The following is a 17,771-nucleotide window of genomic DNA, read 5'->3' on the forward strand; positions in this document are numbered from 1 at the left end:
GGGACGCGCCGTCAGCCGCAGCCTTCGACGTAGTCGATCTGCGGCGGCACGCCGATGCGCCATTCGGTGACCTTGCCCGCGGCATCGGTCTCGAACACCAGGGCCTTGTCGCCTTCGGCAACACGCAGCGTCTGCGCGCCCTGGACGTACTTGTGCGGCGAGGCTTCGACGCGCCCGCCGTAGAGGCGCTCGATCTCGGCCCGATCCATGCCGACCCTGCCGCCGCCCGGCGCGGTGTATCCCGGGTTGCGGACATCGATCCGGACGAAGCGATCGCCCTCCATCATGAAACCGAGCCGGTAGTCGGTCGTGCCGATCGGCTGCGGCTTGAGGATGTAGCAGCCGCCCGGCTCCGAGGGCGCCGCATCGCCGAGGTCGTTGCCCCAAGCCATGCGCACCGCCTCGTTGGTGCTGCCGAAGGCGGCCGGTCCAAAGCCGTCGAACGTGATCACACCATCGACCACCTGCGGGATGTTCGTGCCCGGCGCCTGTGTGTTGGCCGGCGGCGCGTCGGTGCCTGCGGACGGCATCGGCGGCGAACCTGCAGGCGCAGGATCGGCAGCCTGCGGCGTCTGGGCATCGGTCTCGTGGCCGGCGGCTGGCGCGGGCGAGCGGTCGCCGCAGGCGGACAGCGCGAGCGCCAGCAAGGCGACGGCAGGCAGGGTCTGCTTCATGGGTCACTCCACGGAAAAAGACCGCGCCAGCGTCCGCGAGCCCGTGTGAATGCGCTGCGAACTGTGCGGGTGCCGCGGCCGACGGGCACCGGCTTGACCTCACTGTTGCCGTCACTTGCCGCCCGCCATCCACCCGCCGTGGCGGGCGTGATGTCCTGCGCTAACGCGGTGGGACGAACCGACGCTCCAGGCCCGCCCAGACGGTCTGGTAGTCCGCTTGCCGATGCGCGGCTTCGAGTGCCTGCATCGTCGGTCGCAGCACCCCGCGGGTCTCGAACATAAAGGCCATCGTGTCGGCGATCACGTCGGGCTTGGCGAGATCGGCAGCGCTGGCCTTGTCGAACGTGGCCGCATCCGGCCCGTGGCCGCTCATGCAGTTGTGCAGCGAACAGGCACCGGGCGAGAAGCCGTCGGCCTTGGCGTCGTACTGGCCGTGCACCAGACCCATGAATTCGCTGGCGACGTTGCGATGGAACCACGGCGGCCGGAATGTGTGCTGCGCCACCAGCCAGCGCGGCGGGAAGATCGCAAAATCGAGATTGGCCGTGCCGGGGGTGTCGCTGGGCGAAGTGAGGACGGTGAAGATGCTCGGATCCGGGTGGTCGAAGCTGATCGAGCCGATCGTGTTGAACCGGCGCAGGTCGTACTTGTACGGCGCGTAGTTGCCGTGCCAGCCAACGACGTCGAGTGGCGAATGCCCGATCGACGCCTGCCACAGATGCCCTTGGAACTTGGCGATCAGCGAAAAATCGCCCTCGATATCCTCGTAGTGCGCGACCGGCGTCAGGAAGTCGCGCGGGTTGGCCAGGCCGTTGGCCCCGATCGGCCCGAGGTCAGGCAAGCGCAGCGCGCGCCCCTGGTTCTCGCACACATAGCCGCGACTCGCGCCATCGGGCAGCTCGACGCGGAACCGGATGCCGCGCGGAATCACCGCGATCTCCTGCGGTTCGACCTCGAGTGTGCCGAGCTCGGTCGCCACCACCAGGCGGCCCAGCTGCGGCACCAGCAACAGCTCGCCATCGGCGCTGTAAAAGAAGCGGTCGGTCATCGACGCGTTGGCGGCGTAGACGTGGATGCCCACACCGTCGTAAGCGCCGGCCCCGCCGCTGCCACCCATCGAGAACAGACCATCGACGAAATCGACCGGCGTCTCGGGCAACGGGATCGGGCTCCAACGCAGTTGTTCCGGCGTCACCGGGCCGCGATCGAAACCGTCATGGAAGCGCGGCTGCTCGAACGGCACGAAGCGCCCATGCAGCACCGCCGGGCGGATGCGATACAGCCAACTGCGCCGGTTCTCGCCGCGCGGCGCGGTGAACGCGGTGCCCGACAGTTGCTCGGCATAAAGCCCGTGCGCGACGCGCTGTGGCGAATTCTGGCCGACCGGCAACGTGCCGGGCTCGGCCTGGGTCGCGAACTCGTTGCCGAATCCGGACATGTAGTCGAGCACCGGACGCGACTGCGCCTCGGTCTGCGGCATCGGGATGATCGTGTCGTCGATCGTTGCGTTCATCGCTTCACCTGGAGGGTCGTTACCATCGCCGCGCGGCGCAGCCATGTCGGCAAGCCGCGCATATCCGTCGCCGCCGATCGTCGTCGCGCGATACCGTGCGCCCGACGTCCGCCGGGCGCACGGGCGCGGCGTCACAGCACGCCGCGCTTCATCTGGTCGCGCTCGATGCTCTCGAACAGCGCCTGGAAATTGCCCTCACCGAAGCCCTCGTTGCCCTTGCGCTGGATGATCTCGAAGAAGATCGGACCGAATGCGTTCTCGGTGAAGATCTGCAGCAGCTTGCGCTGCTTGGTCTCCGGATCGGCATCGATCAGGATCTTGTTCCGGCGCAGCCGCGGTACATCCTCGCCGTGGTTGGGAATGCGCTGGTCGATCACGTCGAAGTAGGTGTCGGGCGTGTCGAGGAAGGTGATGCCGTGCTCGCGCATCTTCTCGATCGAGCTGTAGATGTCGTCGGTGAAGCAGGCGATGTGCTGGATGCCCTCGCCCTTGTAGGCGTCCAGATACTCGTTGATCTGCGACTTGGGATCGCTGGACTCATTGAGCGGGATGCGCACGATGCCGTCAGGCGCGGTCATCGCCTTGGACACCAGGCCGGTCTTGCTGCCCTTGATGTCGAAGTAGCGGATCTCGCGGAAGTTGAACAGCTTCTCGTAGTAATCCGACCACTTCTGCATGTTGCCGAAGTAGAGGTTATGCGTGAGATGGTCGATGAAGGTCAGGCCGAACCCGACCGGGTTCTGGTCGGCGCCCTCGACCGGCACGTAGTCGTCGCCGTAGACCGAACCTGCGGCGCCGTAGCGATCGACCAGATAGAGCATGCAGTCGCCGATGCCCTTGACCACCGGCGCATCGACCGCCTTGGTGGATTCGCGCGCGCCGATCGCCTCGCCGCCGTTCTCCAGCACGCGCCCGTAGACCTCGTCGGCCGGGCGCTTGAACCGGATCGCAAACCCACAGGCCGAGGGGCCGTGGGCCTTGGCGAAATCGGCCGCGAACGAATCGGGGTCGGCGTTGAGCAGGAAGTTCACTCCGCCCTGGCGGTACACGGTGATCGGCCGCGACTTGTGCTGGAGCACCGCGGTAAAGCCCATGTTGCGGAAGTACGCGTGCATGGCATCGGCCTGGCCTGCCGGCGCGGCGAATTCGACGAATTCGAAGCCGTCGATGCCCATCGGGTTCTCGAACGTGGTGACGTTCATGCCCAGATTGGGGCCGGTGTGTGCGGGGGCGCTCATGGGATACTCCGTGGCGTGACGATGGCTTGGATGCCCGTTTATAGTTTCAGCTGCAACCACTTGCAAGGCGCACCGCACCATGACGCAGCCGGTATCCCCTGTCGCTGGAAACGGGCAGGTCCCTGAACACGCCACGCTCGACCTGGAAACGTTCCTGCCCTACCGGCTCAGTGTGCTGACCAACCACATCAGCCGGGGGCTGGCGGACATCTATTCGGAGCGGTTCGGCATCAGTGTGACCGAGTGGCGGGTCATCGCGGTGCTCGGTCGCGACCGCGGCCTGTCGGCGAACGAAGTGGCCGAACGCACCGCGATGGACAAGGTGGCCGTCAGCCGCGCGGTCGCCCGGCTGCTCGAGCGCGAATTGCTGCTGCGCGGCATGCACGACAGCGACCGTCGGCGCTCGGTGCTCGCGCTCAGTCCCGCCGGCGAAGCGGTCTACGACGTCGTGGCCCCGCTGGCGCTGGAGTACCAGCAGCGGGTCATGGCGCCGCTCGATGCCGACGAGCGCGCGACCCTGCTCGGACTGATGGACAAGCTCGAGGCGTCGCTGGCCGGCTGATCGTCGGCGATAGGAACGAAAACGGCGGCCCGAAGGCCGCCGTTTTTCTGTTCGGCTCGGCCGGTTACTTCACACCGTGCATCAACCGGTTGACCAGCGGCGCGATCACGAACAGCAGCACGCCGGCACCGGCCAACGCCCAGAAGCCGAACGTGTAGCCGGCCTGCGCCGAAGCAGCCGTCATACCGCTTTCGCCGCTGACCTGACCGGCGAAGATGCCCGCCAGGTTGTTGCCGATCGCGATCGACAGGAACCAGCAACCCATCGCCATGCCGGCCACGCGCGAGGGCGCGAGCTTGGTCGTCATCGACAGACCGATCGGCGACAGGCACAGCTCGCCGATCGACTGGATCACATACACCGCGAACAGCGTCCAGAACGGAATCTTGCCGTTGCCGTCGACCATGCTGTTGAGCGCGATCATCAGCAGCAGAAACGCCAGGCCGTTGAAAATCAGGCCCAGACCGAACTTGCGCGGGATCGACGGATTGGCCCGCCCCATCTTGACCCACATCCAGGCCATGACCGGCGCGAAGGTGATGATGGCGATCGAGTTGACCGACTGGAACCACTCCAGCGGGAAGGTCCAACTGCCGAAGTCGCGGTCGACGATGCGGTCGGCGAGGAACGTGAACGAGCTGCCGGCCTGCTCGAAGAACATCCAGAACAGCACGTTGAACACGAAGATGATCAGCATCGCGATCACCTTGTCGCGCGCCATCTTGCCCTCGCGGATGCCCTCGACCAGCAGCATCACCGCCGGCACCACGAACAGCGCCATCAGGATCGCCTGCAGCGCGCTCGCGTCGATGGTGAGCAGGAAGTAGAACAGCGGAACGCCGATGGCGGCGCCGAGCAGTGCGACCAGGCCAACGCGGCCGAGGCCTTCCTGGCCAGGATCCGGCAGACCGATGCCCTTGAGCTGGCTGCGGCCGGCCCAGAACCACACCAGGCTGATCACCATGCCGATGCCGGCGGCGATGAACACCCACTGGTAGTGCGGGTCGGTGTCAGTGCCGAACACCTTGCGCGCAAGCCAGCCGGTGACCACCGGCGCGATCATCGCGCCGATGTTGATGCCCATGTAGAAGATCGTGAAACCGGCATCGCGGCGTGCATCGCCCTGCATGTACAGCTTGCCGACCATGGTCGAGATGATCGGCTTGAACAGGCCGTTGCCGACGATGATCGTCGCCAGGCCGAGCTTGAACAACGGTTCGCTCGGCGAGGCCAGCATGAACAGGCCCAGCGCCATGAACATCGCACCGAGCAGGATCGAACGCTGGAAGCCGATCAGCTTGTCGGCGACATAGCCACCGAAGATCGCGCCCGCATAGACCAACGCCAGGTACGCGCCGTACATCTCGCTCGCCGGCCGCTCGCCGGCCGCATCGCCACCGTGGAACTGCGCGACGATGTACAGCACCATCGCCCAACGGATGCCGTAGAACGCGAAGCGCTCCCAGAACTCCGACATGAAGAGCATCCACAGCGGGCGTGGATGGCCGAGCACCTGGGGGAACTCGGGCGGATTGACGGGCGGCGGCGGTACAGCCGCGACTTTGGGCTCGACGACGTCGGCGCTCATGAAGATCCTTGCATAGGGAAGCTGGGACGACCCGGTCGGACGAGCCGCCGGGGAGCGGCGAGAATCCCAGCCCGGAGCCCGGGCGTCAACGTGGCGTCAACGCCCAGCCGGGAGGACTTTTGCACAGTGCCCCTGTTCAGCCAGCAGGATCGTCGTCGCTATCGGTTGGCGCTGCCGCCCAAGTCCAGCCGGCAGCGGGGACTTGCAAAACCTGAGCTGATACGCCGTGCGAGGAGCGTGGCGTATCAGTCCGAACCATGGAGGCTGCGTTGGCGGTGTGGACGGCTCCGGCGGTGGCGGGCCATCGCGGACGGGGTGCGCGCAAGGCCAAGGCGCAGCGGCATCCAGACCTGCGGGATGTCAGCGATCCGGGCATTCGACGCGCGAGTCACTACCAGAACCGGATGCGCCGGTACTCCGGCAGGGCGAGCCGATCGGTAGGCGCCGGATGAAACGCCGCGTACCACGCATCCATGTTCCTCACAGTCAGCGCGCGTTCCCGGCCGGGCGCGTGGGCGTCGGACTGCAGCAGGGTGCGCAGGAACGGTTCCCGGTAGGCGGTGCGCCAGGCCTGGGCCCAGGCCAGGAAGAAGCGCTGATCGGCGCTCATGCCGTCACGGGTCGGGCGCGCGCTCGCAGGCAGACGCTGGAATGCGGCGTAGGCCACCTCCAGGCCCGCGAGGTCGGCGATGTTCTCCCCGATCGTCAGCGTGCCGTCGATATGAACGCCGGGCAGCGGCGCGTACGCGGAGAACTGCGCGACAAGGGCGTGTTCGCGCGCCTTGAACGCCTGCACGTCCGCGGGTGTCCACCAGTCGCGCAGTGCGCCGTGTTCGTCGTACTTGCGGCCCTGGTCGTCGAACAGGTGACAGAGCTCGTGGGCGATGGTGGCGCCGATGCGGGCGTAGTTCTCGGCCGCGTCGGCGTTGGCGTCGAACAGCGGCGGTTGCAGGATGGCGGCGGGCAGGAGGATCTCGTTGGCGCCCGCGCTGGCGAAGGCGTTGGGCACGGTGACGGGGGCGACCCAGGCGTCGGGATCGACCGGACGGTCGAGTTTGGCCGCGTTGCGCGCGAACAGGGCGGCGCTGGCGCGCGCGACGTTTCCGACCAGGTCGTCGCGCACGATCCGCACGCCCGCGTCTTCGGGCCAGCGCGTGGGGTAGCCGACCTTCAGACGGGTCCGGGCGAGCTTGGCGCGCGCCCGTTCCCGCGTGGCGGGGGTCATCCATGCGGCCGAGGCGAGCTCGGCATCGAGCGCGGCCACGATGTTGCGCACAAGGTCGGTGGCGGCCGCCTGCACTTCGGGCGGCAGATGCCGGTCCGCATAGGCGCGGCCCACGTCGTCGGCGAGCAGATTGGTCACCAGCGCGACACCCCAGCGCCAGCGCGGCGGCTCGCCCGTCGCGCCGGTCATGGCCGTCCCGAACATCGCGAAGCGGGCGTCGGAGAATTCCGTCGGCAGATAGCGGGCATAGCGGGTCAGCAGCCGGATGCGCAGCCAGTCGCGCAGCACCGCGACCGGCGTGCGTGCCCAGATCGCCGCCTCGCCCGCGAGGGCGTCCGGCTGCGCGACGATGTAGCGGGGGCGTCCGCCCAACCCCATGGCCCCGAGCCACGCTGCCCAGTCGAAGCCGGGCGCCGCATGCGCGAGTTCGGTCAGCGTGCGTGGGGTGTAGGCGCGCTCCGCATCGCGTGTGGCGCTCGCAGACCAGTGGACGCCGGCCAGCGCCGTCTCGAAGGCGATGATCGCTTCGGCGCGTTCGACGGGCGTGTCGGCGCCGCCGAGGGACAGTATCCGTTTCAGATACGCCCGGTAGGCCGTCCTGCGAGGGTCGGACGCATCGCTGAGATAGACCTCCCTGTTCGCCAGGACCAGGCCGCCTTGCTTCAGGGTCACGACCATCGTGCCGGAGGCGTGATCGTCCTCGCCGATGCCCAAGTCGAACAGACCGCCGATGTCGTAGGGCGCTAGCCCGCCCATGACCGCGGCAAGCTGCTGGTGCGAAGCGGCCCGGTCGATCGCGTCCAGCCACGGCTGGACGGGCGTGAGCCCCCGTGCCGCGATGGTCGTCTCGTCGAGGTAGCTGGCATAGAGGTCGCCGATCCGCGATCCGGTGCGTGTGGCCGCCTCCTGGATGAGGCTGCGGATGTCGTCCGCGGTCGCGTCCTGCATTGCGATCGGCACGCCGAGCCAGCTGCGGTCAGGTGGAATCACCGCGCGCCGCTGCCAGGCGCCGTTCGCATAGGCGTAGAAATCCTCGCCAGGGCGCACGGTGCGATCCATGCCGGCAAGGTCGAGGCCGGCGAGGACGGTCGGCGTGGTCTGAGCGCGACTGGCGACCGGCACGGCGACGAGCAGGAGCGCGAAGAGGAACAGAGGCAGGCGGCAAATGGGCATGGCAGGGTCCTGTCGGCCAGGCGAAGGCCTGGCATCTCCCTGCAGGACGACGCCGATGGACCGGCGGGATGCAGCCGGTCCACGATTATTTTTTCTCCAGGCTGCATCCAGGCGCGCTACGGCGTTCGTCATAGCGCAAACACGATGAAAAGGATCCATGATGTTCGACGCGCATTTCGCAGGCGCCACAATCGCCGGCGTGACCATCGCCCTCATCCTGCTGGTCGGCCTGATCCAGGCGGCCCGGCTCATTCGGCTGACGCTGCTGCACAGGACGCTGCGGCGCGCGATCGACGCAGGCGTACCGATCAGCATGGCGTCGCTGGACCGCGCGCTCGGCCATCGTCCGGCCGCCGAACGCGCCCGCTGCGACCTTCGCAACGGCCTGCTGCTCATCGTGTTGGCCTTCGCCTGCGTCGGCTTCGGACTCGTGCAGGGCGATGCCGCGATCTGGAGGCTTTCGCTGGGTCTGTCGATCTTCCCGCTGCTGGTCGGGCTGCTGCTCGCGCTCTGGGGAGCGCTGATGCTTCGTCGGCATCGCGACTGAGCCGGGGTGAGCGAGAGCGATGCCACGTTGAACGCGCGTGCGGCGGCTGGCGATCGGGCCGCCTTCGCGGTGCTTGTTGCGCGCCACGAGGCGCGACTGCGCGGCTTTCTGCGTCGCGTGGCCGGCGCTGCCGACGCTGACGACCTGGCGCAGGACACCTTCGTGCGGGCGTGGGAGCGTGCGGACCAGTTCGGGACGGAAGGCAGCTATGCGGCCTGGCTGACGCGGATCGGATGGCACCTGTTTCTCGACGAGCGCCGGCGTGCCGCCTCGCGCGATCGGCGCCATGCCTCGGCGATGGAAGACCTGGCGGACAGCATCCGCCATGAGGGCGATACCCAACACGACCTCGCCGCCGCGCTGGCGCGACTGTCGCCCCAGGCACGCGCCGCGATCGTGCTCTGCGATGGGCAGGGCTGGACACACGGCGAGGCGGCCGCGCTGCTCGACCTGCCGCTCGGCACCGTCAAGAGCTTGATCGCGCGCGGCAAGGCGAGGCTGCGCGAGGACCTCGGTGACCGCAAGGAGACCCCATGAAAGACGACGACCTGGACGCCCTGCTCGAGGCTTCACTCGCCGACGCACCGCGCCCGCCCGACATCGCGTTCATCGATCACAGCAGCAGACGCGTCGCCCTGCGGGAGATGCTCGCCCGCGAGACCCGCACGGCGGTCCGCCGCGGCGTGCGCGACCTCGTGTTGGCGGCGAGCTTCATTGCGATGCTGATCGTGTGGTCCGGGCTGATCACCACCGGGTACGACATCGCGGCCATCATCCTGCCGCTGCTGATGGTGGGCGTCTGGTCGATCGCCTACGACTGGTCGTTTCCGGCGTTCTCTCTCGATGGCGAAGATGGGCAGGACGCTTCGGCGCCCGCCAACCCCGAAACAGCACGAGAGAACTCAAGCGTGTCGGCCCCTGCTCAGCCAGCGGGATAGTCGTAGCTCGCGCCCAGTCCCAGCGGGATGCCCAGCGCCCAGAACGCCAGCAGGAACGCGGTCCACAGCACCGACAGGGCGATCGAGTAAGGAATCATGATCGACACCAGCGTGCCGATGCCGGCCGCGGTCACGTAGCGCTGGCAGAACACCACGATCAGCGGGAAGTACGGCATCAGCGGGGTCAGGATCGTCGTCATCGAATCGCCGACTCGGTACGCCGCCTGGGTCAGGTCCGGCGACACGCCCAGCTGCATCATCAGCGGCACCATGATCGGCGCCAGCAATGCCCACTTGGCCGAGGCCGAACCGATGAACAGGTTGACCACACCGGTCATCAGGATCAGACCGATGATGGTCAACCACATCGGCAGCCCCAGTGCCTTGAGGAAGTCCGCGCCCTCCACCGCCATCAGCGTGCCCAGGCCCGAGCCGTTGAACGCGGCCAGGAACTGCGCGATGAAGAACGCGATGACGATGTAGTAACCCATGCCGCTCATCGACTTGGTCATCGCCGCGATGACATCGCGGTGCGAGCGGACCGTACCGGCGACGGCGCCGTAGACCACGCCTGGCAGCAGGAACAGCACGAAGATCAGCGCGACGATCGACTGCATCACCGGCGCGGCCGCGACCAGCAGTGGATGACTGCCCTCGGGCACCGCGTCTGCCGGCGCGCGCCACGGCGAGGTCTCGGGCATCAGCGTCAGCGCGAACAGCAGGGACGCGACGAGCATCGCGACCACGGCCCAGGTCAGGCCACGCTTCTCGGCCGCGCTCAGCGGGTCCATCTTCGGCAGATTGGCCGGGTCGCCGTCGACGACCGTCCGCGCCAGCCGCGGCTCGACGATGCGGTCGGTGACGAACCAGCCGATCGCGATGATCAGCAGGCTCGACGCAGTGGTGAAGATCCAGTTGTTGAGCGGGTTGATCGTCAGCGCCGGGTCAAGGATGCGTCCGGCTTCCTGGGTGAAACCGGCCAGCAGCGGATCCAGCGACGAGGGCACCAGCAGCGTGGCCGAAAATCCCCCCGACACGCCGCAGAAGGCAGCGGCGATCCCGGCCAGTGGATGACGTCCTGCGGCATAGAAGATCACCCCGCCCAGCGGAATCACCAGCACATAGCCGGCATCGACTGCGACGTGACTCAACACCGCAACCGCGACCAGCGCCGGCGTCAGCAGCATCTTCGGCGTCACCGACAGCACGCTGCGCAGTGCCGCGTTGATGAAGCCGGTATGTTCGGCCACGCCCAGCCCCAGCATCGCGACCAGCACCACGCCCAGCGGCGCGAAGCCCAGGAACACCCGCACCATGTTGGCCATGAACGCGGTCAGCGACTCGCCCGAAAGCTGGTTGACGATCTGGATCGGCGTGCCGCTGCGCGGATCGATCGCAGCGAAGTCCACCCCCGACAGCGCCCACGACAGCGCCCACACCGCGAGCATCAACAACAGGAACAACATGGCCGGATCCGGCAGCCGGTTGCCGGTGCGTTCGATCGTGTCGAGAAGACGGGCGACGATGCCGCGCGGTGCGCCGGTGTCGGACGAAGGCTGGCTCATGCGATGGAGTCCCCTGCAAAGCGTGCGATCGCGCATCCTAGCAGCACGTCGCAACCCCACGCCGGCAGGCGGCCTGCGTCCGCAGGCGCCCATTTCCCCTGCGCCCGACCGTCGCAGCGGCCGGACGCCCGCATGATGCGGCGGGGTCAGCGCGCGATGCTGGCACGCACGCTGACCCGCTCGAACGCGCGTTCGCCGACCACGCGCAGGTACCAGCGTCCCGCGGCAGGCGAGACGATCTGGACCAGTTCGTTGTTGCCTGGACGGCGCGAGCGCAGGTCGAAGTCGTCCGGCGTCGGCATCGCGGCATGCGACGCGTACAGCGACACGTCGCCGCTGCCACCCGAGGTCAGCACCCGCAGCGTACGGGCACCTTCGGGCACATCGATGCGGAACAGCCGCGACGCGCCCGCCGCGCCCCAGACGCCCTGAACCGGCACGCCATCGGTCAATGGCAGCGCTGGATCGGCAAGTACCGCAGTCGATGCGCTGGCACTGTTGTCGCCCTCATCCGGATCGTGGGTCTGCGAGGTCGCGGCGACCGTCAGCACCAACGTCCGGCCGACCGCGGAGGACGGCGCGGTCGCCGACAGCGCGAACGCCGCTTCGCCCGCAACTGCGAGCGCATCGTGGTTGCACGACAGTGTCGTCGTGCCGTCACCGACGACCGGCGCCTCGCAGTTCCAGCCGGCCGGTGCAGTGACCACGAGGTCCGCGAGCTCGGCGTCGATGACCGCACCGAAACCGGGGAACTGCGCAGCATCGGGGCCGGCGTTGCGCAGCACGGCCGAGAACGCCAGCGGCGCGCCCTCGAAGATTTCGGCATTCGCCGCCTCGGCCTCGATGCCCAGGTCGGCCAGCGCCGCCGGCTGCAGCCGCAACAGCAGCACCGTGGGGTCGTGATCCGACAGCCGGGTCGGCGTGGTCGCATCGTTGCGCGCGGTCTCGGGGAAGTTGGCGTTGATGCGCGCATGGCTGATGGCGAGCCCGGCGACCAGCGGCGAATCGACGACCGCCTGGTTCACCAGCACATGGTCGAGCGACTGCGCCTGGTAGTCGAAGACGAAGGAGTAGCGCGCCTCATCGGCCGCCTCCAGCGTCATGTTCAGCAGCGACGGCGCCACCAACACCGCACCGTCGCCGTCGACGGCGGTCTGCGCATCCGGCGACGGCAGACCGGTGGTCGTGCCCATCGCATCGACGTAGCCGTCGTTGAACTCGAAGGCATTGAAGTCGCCGAGTACGACGATGTGCCGGCCGGCATCGGTCCGTTGCATGTCGTCGATCAGCGACGCCAGGAACTCGGCCTGCCGCTGGCGCTTGGCACGCACGCGCGCGCCGCCGCTGATCCAGCCGTTGCTGCCACCGTCGTCGGCCTCGATGCCGCTGAGCGAGCGCTGGTGGACGACGATCGCGGTGAACGGGAACCGGCGGCCGTCGGCGAAATGCGCGACCGCATCGAGCACCAGCGGCGGGCGGTCGTTGAGCACGCTGGTCGAGCCGTTCGGGTTGACCAGCACCGCGTCGGCGCCTTGTTGGACGACCGAACGCACCTCGATCCTTGCGATACCCGGTGCGACCGCGCCGGTCCGCACCAGGAAGCCGACATCGATGCCGCCGACGTCGAAGCCTTCCTGCAGGTAGGCGACGTAGCCGGGATCGGGCTGGCCCGCGGCCACCGCATCGGCGTTGATGCGCGCGGCCAGTCGCTGCAGCACGCCGAGATTCTCGACCTCGGTCACGCCGACGACATCTGGCATGTGCAGGAAGGCGCGGATGCCGATCGACGCCTTGGCCAGCCGTCGTTCCAGCGCCGCGGCGGTCAGCGTCGGGCCGCTGTTGCCGTCGTTGACGGTGTCGAAGAAGCGCTGCAGGTTGTAGGTCGCCAGGCTCACGTGATCGGGGCCCGGCAGCGCGGCCGGACGCACTTCGCCAGCACCACTGCAGTCGGTGTCGAGCGCACCGTCGGGGTAGATCGTGTAGCGGCGGAATGTGTAGTCGAGCGGGCCGGTCAGCGAGCCGCCGACGATCCGGCAGCCGGCCGCGAGATCGGCCGCCGGTGCACCGATCGTGGCGCTGTTGACCACGATCGTCTCGGGATTGAAATCCCAGCGCGGGATCGCCGGCGCGCTGCTGCCCAATGGATCGGGATCGGGCACCTGGATGCCCGGCTCGCGGAACGGGCGCGGGGTCCCGGTCACCACGACCGCGAACCGGCCATTGCCGATTGCGCTCGCGGCGCGCTCGTCGACATTGCCGCCGGTCGGCGCCACGACGGTGAAGCTCGGCGCGGTCACCCGCATCCCCTCCAGCGGTTCGAGCTGGTCGAGGCCGCCGGCGGCGCGCGGCAGTTCGACGCTCAGCACGACCGGCGCCGGCAGCGCATGGCCGCTGGACAGCGCAACGACCGAGGCGTCGGTGATCTCGGTCAGCGGCAACTGATGCGGATCGGCGGCCGGCACGTACTCGATGACCGTGCCCTGCACCAGCACCTTGTTGCCGACGGCGGCATCGGCGGGCGGCGCGCTGCCGGTGAACACGAACACGCCCTCGGAAGTCATCGGATCGCCGTCGTCATCGCCATCGGGCGTCTGGATGAAGAAGCCGTTGTTCTTGCGGCCGGTCACGATGCCGGTGGTGGCGACGGGCTGGTTCTCGACCGGCGAGCGGGCACCCGGCCCCTGGATCTGATGGATCGGCAGCGTCAGCACGTCGTCGTTGACGATCAGCCCGGTGCCGCGCGCCTTGGCGACGAGCGCGCCCTCGACGTCGGCCAGGTCCACATGGAAGTCCTCGTCGGGCTCGACGGTCTGGTCGCCGACCACGTCGACGTGGATCGTCAGCTCGCGCTGTCCCGGCGCGAAGCGGCCGGTTCCGGACTTGGCCACGTAGTCCTGGTCGGCCACGGTCGCACTGCCGTCGGCGGTCGCATACGCGAAGCCCACCCCGTCCGGTCCCGCCGGCTGGTTGAGGCTGACGGTGAAGAAGAAGGGGGTGGTGCCGCTGTCGCCCTCGGCGCCGCGGGTATCGCCGATGCTCAGGTACAGCGCCCCGCCCCCGCCGCAGACGTTGGGCACGGAGGCCGCGTTGCGCGGCGCCGGCGCGGCGGCCGAGAAGTCGGTAGCGTTGTCGTCGCTGTCGGTGCAGCCGCCGCCCGCGCGCACGGCGGCCAGCGCATTGCCCAGCGCCGGGGCCGGCCCCGAGCCTTCGAAGAAGTTCGCGCCGCCAAAGCCCACGAGGTCGAGGATCAGCGCCTGCTGCGCCGGGCTACAGGGCGTGCTGCCGCCGTTGCAGCCCAGCCCGGCTGCGGTGTCGGCCAACACCACCTTGCCCGCACTGCCCGACATGTTGATGGTGCCGCTCGCATCGGGCGCCGGCAGCGGGTCACCGTTCGCGCCGCCGGCCAGTGCGACGAGGAAGTAGCCGCCGGCGGGGATGTCGACGCTCGGCAGCACCACGATCTGGTTGGCGCCGGCGCCGAAATGGCCATTGCCGGTCGCGCTCGCGTACTGCACCGACTTGCCGGCGAGCGAGGCGGGCTGGTTGCCGGCGTTGAACAGTTCGACGTAATCCGCCTGGTACGGCGCACCGGCGTTACCGCCTCCGCCGTAGACCTGGCTGACCACCACCTGGGCCTGCGCGCCCATGGCGGCGCAGGACAGCAACAGCGCCGGCAACAGCCGGCGGACGGTCTCGTTCATGCGTCGGTTCCCTGACATCCCCGGGGCAAGGCGCCCCGCCCCGATGGTGAACCGCCCGAGTGTCGGTTGCATGACGCTCTGCGGCATGGCCACCCTCGGGGCCCACGGCGCGTCCTGCGCTACGCTGTGCCGATGACCATCGACCGCAACCAGCGTCCGCTCGAGGACGGCATCCACCGCGACCTGTCCGGGCGCCTGACCTATAGCGGCTACCTGCGCCTGGACCTGCTGCTCGCCGCCCAGCAGCCGCTGTCCGAGCCGCCACACCATGACGAGATGCTGTTCGTGGTGCAGCACCAGGTCTCGGAGCTGTGGCTGAAACTGATGATCCACGAACTGTCGGCGGCCATCGCGCACTTGCGCCGCGACGAGGTCTGGCGCTGCCGCAAGGTGCTGGCACGCTGCAAGCAGGTGCTGCGGCAGCTGACCGAGCAGTGGTCGGTGCTCGAGACGATGACGCCGGCCGAGTACATGGAGTTCCGCGATGTGCTGGGCCCCTCGTCCGGATTCCAATCGCTGCAGTACCGCACGGTCGAGTTCCTGCTGGGGAACAAGAACGCCGCAATGCTCGAAGTGTTCGCGCACGACCCCGACGGCCAGGCCGGGTTGCGTGCAGTGCTGGAGCAGCCCGGCCTGTATGACGAGTTCCTGCGCTATCTCGCACGCTGGGGGCATCCGGTTGCGTCGGCGCACGTGGCACGCGACTGGGCGCAGCCGCACGTCTTCGATGCGGATCTGGTGCCGGTGCTGCGTACGATCTACGAGGACACCGACCGCTGGTGGCGTGAGTATTCGCTGTGCGAGGACCTGGTCGACCTGGAGAGCCAGTTCCAGGCGTGGCGCTTCCGCCACATGCGCACAGTGATGCGGATCATCGGCTTCAAGCGCGGCACCGGCGGCTCGAGCGGTGTTGGCTTTCTGCGCCAGGCGCTGGAACTGAGCTTTTTCCCCGAGCTGTTCGAGGTCCGCACCCACCTCGGCCAGCCGACGCCGTCCCTGCCCGGCTGAGGCGCCGCCGATCCGATGGCCCCGTCTGGGAATGCACTGCCGCTCTGGCTCCAGGCCCTGGCCTGGACCGCTGCGATCGCAGTGCTGCTGCGCCAGGCCGGCGCGCTGCGCGCGCATATCCGCGCAGCCACGCCCGACACATTGCGCGTGCTGCTGGTCGCGACCCTCGCGCTGGCGGCGATGCGCTGGTTCAACACCGCCGCGCTGCAGGGCGTGATGCTGCACTTCCTGGGCGCGACCATCGCCACCTTGCTGTTCGGCGCCGGCGTTGCTTGTTGGGCGATGGCCGCCGTGAGCTTGAGCGGCGTGCTGCTGGGCGCGGCGTGGCAGGGCTGGGCGGCCGACGTCCTGGTCACCGGTGCATTGCCGATCGCGGTCACGGCGGTGGCCTCGCGCGCGGCGTTGCGCTGGGCGCCGCGCAACATCGTCGTCTACGTGATGCTCAACGCGTTCGCGGCCGCCGCACTGGCGATGGCAGCCTCGATGCTCGCCAAGGCCGCCGTGACGGCCTGGCTCGGCGGCCGGACGGTCGATGCCTACCTGACTGCGACGCCGTTGCTGATGTTCGCCGAGGCGTTCTTCTCCGGCACGGTGATGGCCCTGATCGTGGTCTATCGCCCACACTGGTGCACGAGCTTCGACGACCGCGCCTATCTCTGGCCCCAGGCCCCGATGTGAGCCACGCGCAGTCGTGGCGCCCTGCTGTCATGATGCGATGTGCAATGGGCCTTGCACATCGCCGCCAGTATCATGGCGCGATTGTCTCTGACCGGTGGGTGTGATGACCGTCGCCGCGAAGTTCGAGATCGAAGACCTGCACGGCCTCGGCCCGGACAGCACGCGCGTCGCGCCGTTGCGCAAGGCCTTCGCCGCTCCCGCCACGCGGCCGTCGCTGTTGGTGCGAAGGCTGTTCGTGCGGACTTTCGACAGCAAGGCGATCGCCCTGCAGCGCACCGGCGAGGTGGGCTCCGATGCCGCGTGCGTCGGCCACGAGGCGCCCCGCGTCGCCCGCTGCGCCGGGACCGGTGGCGAGGCCGCGCGCTGCCTCGCGATGCGCGACGACCTCGCGCGGCCGCACTGACGTGGAGGCAGAGACGCCGCCGCTCGCCGGCCGCCGCGCGCTCGTCGCCGGTGGCAGCCGCGGCATCGGGCTCGCGATCGCGCGGGCCTTGGCCGGCGCCGGCGCCGCGGTGTCGATCTGCGCACGCGGCACCGCATCACTCGATGCCGCGATCGCCACGATCGGACACTCCGGCGGACGCGTGCACCGACATGCCTGCGATCTCGCCGACGCCGCGCAGATCGAGGCTTGGGTCGCGGCCGCCGCCGATGCGCTGGGCGGCATCGACATCGTCGTCAACAACGCCTCCGCGCTGTCGCACGCCGCCGGCGATGCCGCGTGGCACGCCGGCTTCGAGGTCGACCTGATGGCGGCGGTGCGCTGCAACCGGGCCGCGCTGCCACACCTGCGCCGCAGCGCTGTGCCGTCGATCCTCAACGTCGGCTCGATCAACGCGCTGCGCCCGACGCCGCGCGCCACGGCGTACTCGGCGCTCAAGGCCGCGCTGCACCACTACACCCTGAGCCTGGCGGCCGAGCTCGCCCGCGAGCGCATCCGGGTCAACGCGCTCGCGCCAGGTTCAATCCTTTTCGAAGACGGGCTGTGGGCACGGCGTGCGGAATCGGAGCCTGCGCTGTACGCGCAGGTCCGCTACGCGATCCCATTCGGCGGCTTCGGGCGTCCGGAACACGTCGCCGCGGCGGCGCTGTTCCTGTGCTCCGACCAGGCCGCCTGGATCACCGGCCAGGTCCTGGCGGTCGACGGCGGGCAGTCACTGGGCGTGTAAGGCCGCCACGGCGCCGCCCGGCGCCCGGCTGCCTCCGAGGCACGCCCGCATGCCGCGCCGCAGCCGCATGTCCTCGTCCTTCGACCGCGACGACCGCGCCGACGTCTGGCCGCGGGCGCCGATGCCACCCGATCAAGTCCTTCGCGCCTATGCACGGGCGCGGCGCTCCGGCGCGCCCCACGGTGGGGGGCC

Annotated in this window: 15 protein-coding genes; 8 read left to right on the forward strand and 7 right to left on the reverse strand. The window is 69.0% G+C overall.

The window, feature by feature from the left end; all coding sequences use genetic code 11:
* Window positions 1-11 precede the first annotated feature (11 nt).
* The 3 genes from BEN78_03525 to BEN78_03535 all read right to left on the reverse strand — a co-directional run bounded on the left by BEN78_03525 (window position 12) and on the right by BEN78_03535 (window position 3,425).
* On the reverse strand, window positions 12-674 hold the full coding sequence (locus BEN78_03525) for a hypothetical protein (GenBank protein ASR42599.1): 663 nt from the start codon (window positions 672-674) through the stop codon (window positions 12-14).
* Window positions 675-834: 160 nt separating this feature from the next.
* A complete protein-coding gene (locus BEN78_03530) occupies window positions 835-2,154 on the reverse strand; it encodes a homogentisate 1,2-dioxygenase (protein ID ASR44885.1) in 1,320 nt (439 codons plus the stop codon).
* A 164-nt stretch (window positions 2,155-2,318) separates the two neighbouring features.
* Window positions 2,319-3,425 (reverse strand): 4-hydroxyphenylpyruvate dioxygenase, encoded by a 1,107-nt coding sequence (locus BEN78_03535; GenBank protein ASR42600.1) that lies wholly within the window; start codon window positions 3,423-3,425, stop codon window positions 2,319-2,321.
* Window positions 3,426-3,504: 79 nt separating this feature from the next.
* On the opposite strand from BEN78_03535, the gene BEN78_03540 reads away from it, so the two are divergent.
* The gene (locus BEN78_03540; protein ASR42601.1) at window positions 3,505-3,987 is read left to right on the forward strand and encodes a MarR family transcriptional regulator; all 483 of its coding nucleotides are present in this window, start codon (window positions 3,505-3,507) and stop codon (window positions 3,985-3,987) included.
* 64 nt (window positions 3,988-4,051) lie between these two features.
* Here BEN78_03540 and BEN78_03545 read toward each other — a convergent pair whose 3' ends face one another.
* The gene (locus tag BEN78_03545) at window positions 4,052-5,575 is read right to left on the reverse strand and encodes a dihydroorotate dehydrogenase (GenBank protein ID ASR42602.1); all 1,524 of its coding nucleotides are present in this window, start codon (window positions 5,573-5,575) and stop codon (window positions 4,052-4,054) included.
* A gap of 391 nt (window positions 5,576-5,966) precedes the next feature.
* Window positions 5,967-7,973, reverse strand: a complete 2,007-nt coding sequence (locus BEN78_03550) for a hypothetical protein (protein ASR42603.1) — start codon at window positions 7,971-7,973, stop codon at window positions 5,967-5,969.
* 157 nt (window positions 7,974-8,130) lie between these two features.
* Between BEN78_03550 and BEN78_03555 the strand changes: the two genes are divergently transcribed.
* From BEN78_03555 to BEN78_03565, 3 genes are read left to right on the forward strand one after another with little or no spacing between them, the layout of a single operon-like run.
* Window positions 8,131-8,520 (forward strand): hypothetical protein, encoded by a 390-nt coding sequence (locus BEN78_03555; GenBank protein ASR42604.1) that lies wholly within the window; start codon window positions 8,131-8,133, stop codon window positions 8,518-8,520.
* A 6-nt stretch (window positions 8,521-8,526) separates the two neighbouring features.
* On the forward strand, window positions 8,527-9,057 hold the full coding sequence (locus BEN78_03560; protein ASR42605.1) for a hypothetical protein: 531 nt from the start codon (window positions 8,527-8,529) through the stop codon (window positions 9,055-9,057).
* Window positions 9,054-9,458 (forward strand): hypothetical protein, encoded by a 405-nt coding sequence (locus BEN78_03565; GenBank protein ID ASR42606.1) that lies wholly within the window; start codon window positions 9,054-9,056, stop codon window positions 9,456-9,458. The genes BEN78_03560 and BEN78_03565 overlap by 4 nt, the downstream gene beginning before the upstream one ends.
* Here BEN78_03565 and BEN78_03570 read toward each other — a convergent pair.
* On the reverse strand, window positions 9,443-11,023 hold the full coding sequence (locus tag BEN78_03570; protein ID ASR42607.1) for an aminobenzoyl-glutamate transporter: 1,581 nt from the start codon (window positions 11,021-11,023) through the stop codon (window positions 9,443-9,445). The genes BEN78_03565 and BEN78_03570 overlap by 16 nt on opposite strands.
* Window positions 11,024-11,169: 146 nt before the next feature.
* Complete coding sequence (locus tag BEN78_03575; GenBank protein ID ASR42608.1) at window positions 11,170-14,724, reverse strand: hypothetical protein; 3,555 nt, start codon at window positions 14,722-14,724, stop codon at window positions 11,170-11,172.
* Between the two features lie 132 nt (window positions 14,725-14,856).
* Here BEN78_03575 and BEN78_03580 point away from each other — a divergent pair, with 132 nt between their 5' ends.
* The 4 genes from BEN78_03580 (at window position 14,857) to BEN78_03595 (ending at window position 17,579) form a co-directional block, all read left to right on the forward strand.
* Window positions 14,857-15,732 carry a tryptophan 2,3-dioxygenase gene (locus BEN78_03580; GenBank protein ASR42609.1) on the forward strand — a complete coding sequence of 292 codons (876 nt, stop codon included), beginning with the start codon at window positions 14,857-14,859 and terminating at the stop codon, window positions 15,730-15,732.
* 15 nt (window positions 15,733-15,747) lie between these two features.
* Entirely contained in the window at window positions 15,748-16,410 is a 663-nt protein-coding gene (locus tag BEN78_03585) for a hypothetical protein (GenBank protein ASR42610.1), read from the forward strand.
* 103 nt (window positions 16,411-16,513) lie between these two features.
* Window positions 16,514-16,813 (forward strand): hypothetical protein, encoded by a 300-nt coding sequence (locus BEN78_03590; GenBank protein ID ASR42611.1) that lies wholly within the window; start codon window positions 16,514-16,516, stop codon window positions 16,811-16,813.
* 1 nt (window position 16,814) lies between these two features.
* Complete coding sequence (locus BEN78_03595; GenBank protein ID ASR42612.1) at window positions 16,815-17,579, forward strand: 3-oxoacyl-ACP reductase; 765 nt, start codon at window positions 16,815-16,817, stop codon at window positions 17,577-17,579.
* Window positions 17,580-17,771: the final 192 nt, after the last annotated feature.

The sequence above is a fragment of the Xanthomonas citri pv. mangiferaeindicae genome (assembly GCA_002240395.1).
In the GTDB taxonomy this organism is placed as follows: Bacteria; Pseudomonadota; Gammaproteobacteria; order Xanthomonadales; family Xanthomonadaceae; genus Luteimonas; species Luteimonas citri_A.

What these genes read in the sequence shown, in the direction of transcription:
- BEN78_03580 (ASR42609.1), top strand. Translation starts at nt 14,857, where the DNA reads ATGACCATCGACCGCAACCAGCGTCCGCTCGAGGACGGCATCCACCGC.
- BEN78_03535 (ASR42600.1), bottom strand. Translation starts at nt 3,425, where the DNA reads ATGAGCGCCCCCGCACACACCGGCCCCAATCTGGGCATGAACGTCACC.
- BEN78_03545 (ASR42602.1), bottom strand. Translation starts at nt 5,575, where the DNA reads ATGAGCGCCGACGTCGTCGAGCCCAAAGTCGCGGCTGTACCGCCGCCG.
- BEN78_03575 (ASR42608.1), bottom strand. Translation starts at nt 14,724, where the DNA reads ATGAACGAGACCGTCCGCCGGCTGTTGCCGGCGCTGTTGCTGTCCTGC.
- BEN78_03550 (ASR42603.1), bottom strand. Translation starts at nt 7,973, where the DNA reads ATGCCCATTTGCCGCCTGCCTCTGTTCCTCTTCGCGCTCCTGCTCGTC.
- BEN78_03530 (ASR44885.1), bottom strand. Translation starts at nt 2,154, where the DNA reads ATGCCGCAGACCGAGGCGCAGTCGCGTCCGGTGCTCGACTACATGTCC.
- BEN78_03590 (ASR42611.1), top strand. Translation starts at nt 16,514, where the DNA reads ATGACCGTCGCCGCGAAGTTCGAGATCGAAGACCTGCACGGCCTCGGC.
- BEN78_03555 (ASR42604.1), top strand. Translation starts at nt 8,131, where the DNA reads ATGATGTTCGACGCGCATTTCGCAGGCGCCACAATCGCCGGCGTGACC.
- BEN78_03585 (ASR42610.1), top strand. Translation starts at nt 15,748, where the DNA reads ATGGCCCCGTCTGGGAATGCACTGCCGCTCTGGCTCCAGGCCCTGGCC.
- BEN78_03570 (ASR42607.1), bottom strand. Translation starts at nt 11,023, where the DNA reads ATGAGCCAGCCTTCGTCCGACACCGGCGCACCGCGCGGCATCGTCGCC.
- BEN78_03525 (ASR42599.1), bottom strand. Translation starts at nt 674, where the DNA reads ATGAAGCAGACCCTGCCTGCCGTCGCCTTGCTGGCGCTCGCGCTGTCC.
- BEN78_03540 (ASR42601.1), top strand. Translation starts at nt 3,505, where the DNA reads ATGACGCAGCCGGTATCCCCTGTCGCTGGAAACGGGCAGGTCCCTGAA.
- BEN78_03565 (ASR42606.1), top strand. Translation starts at nt 9,054, where the DNA reads ATGAAAGACGACGACCTGGACGCCCTGCTCGAGGCTTCACTCGCCGAC.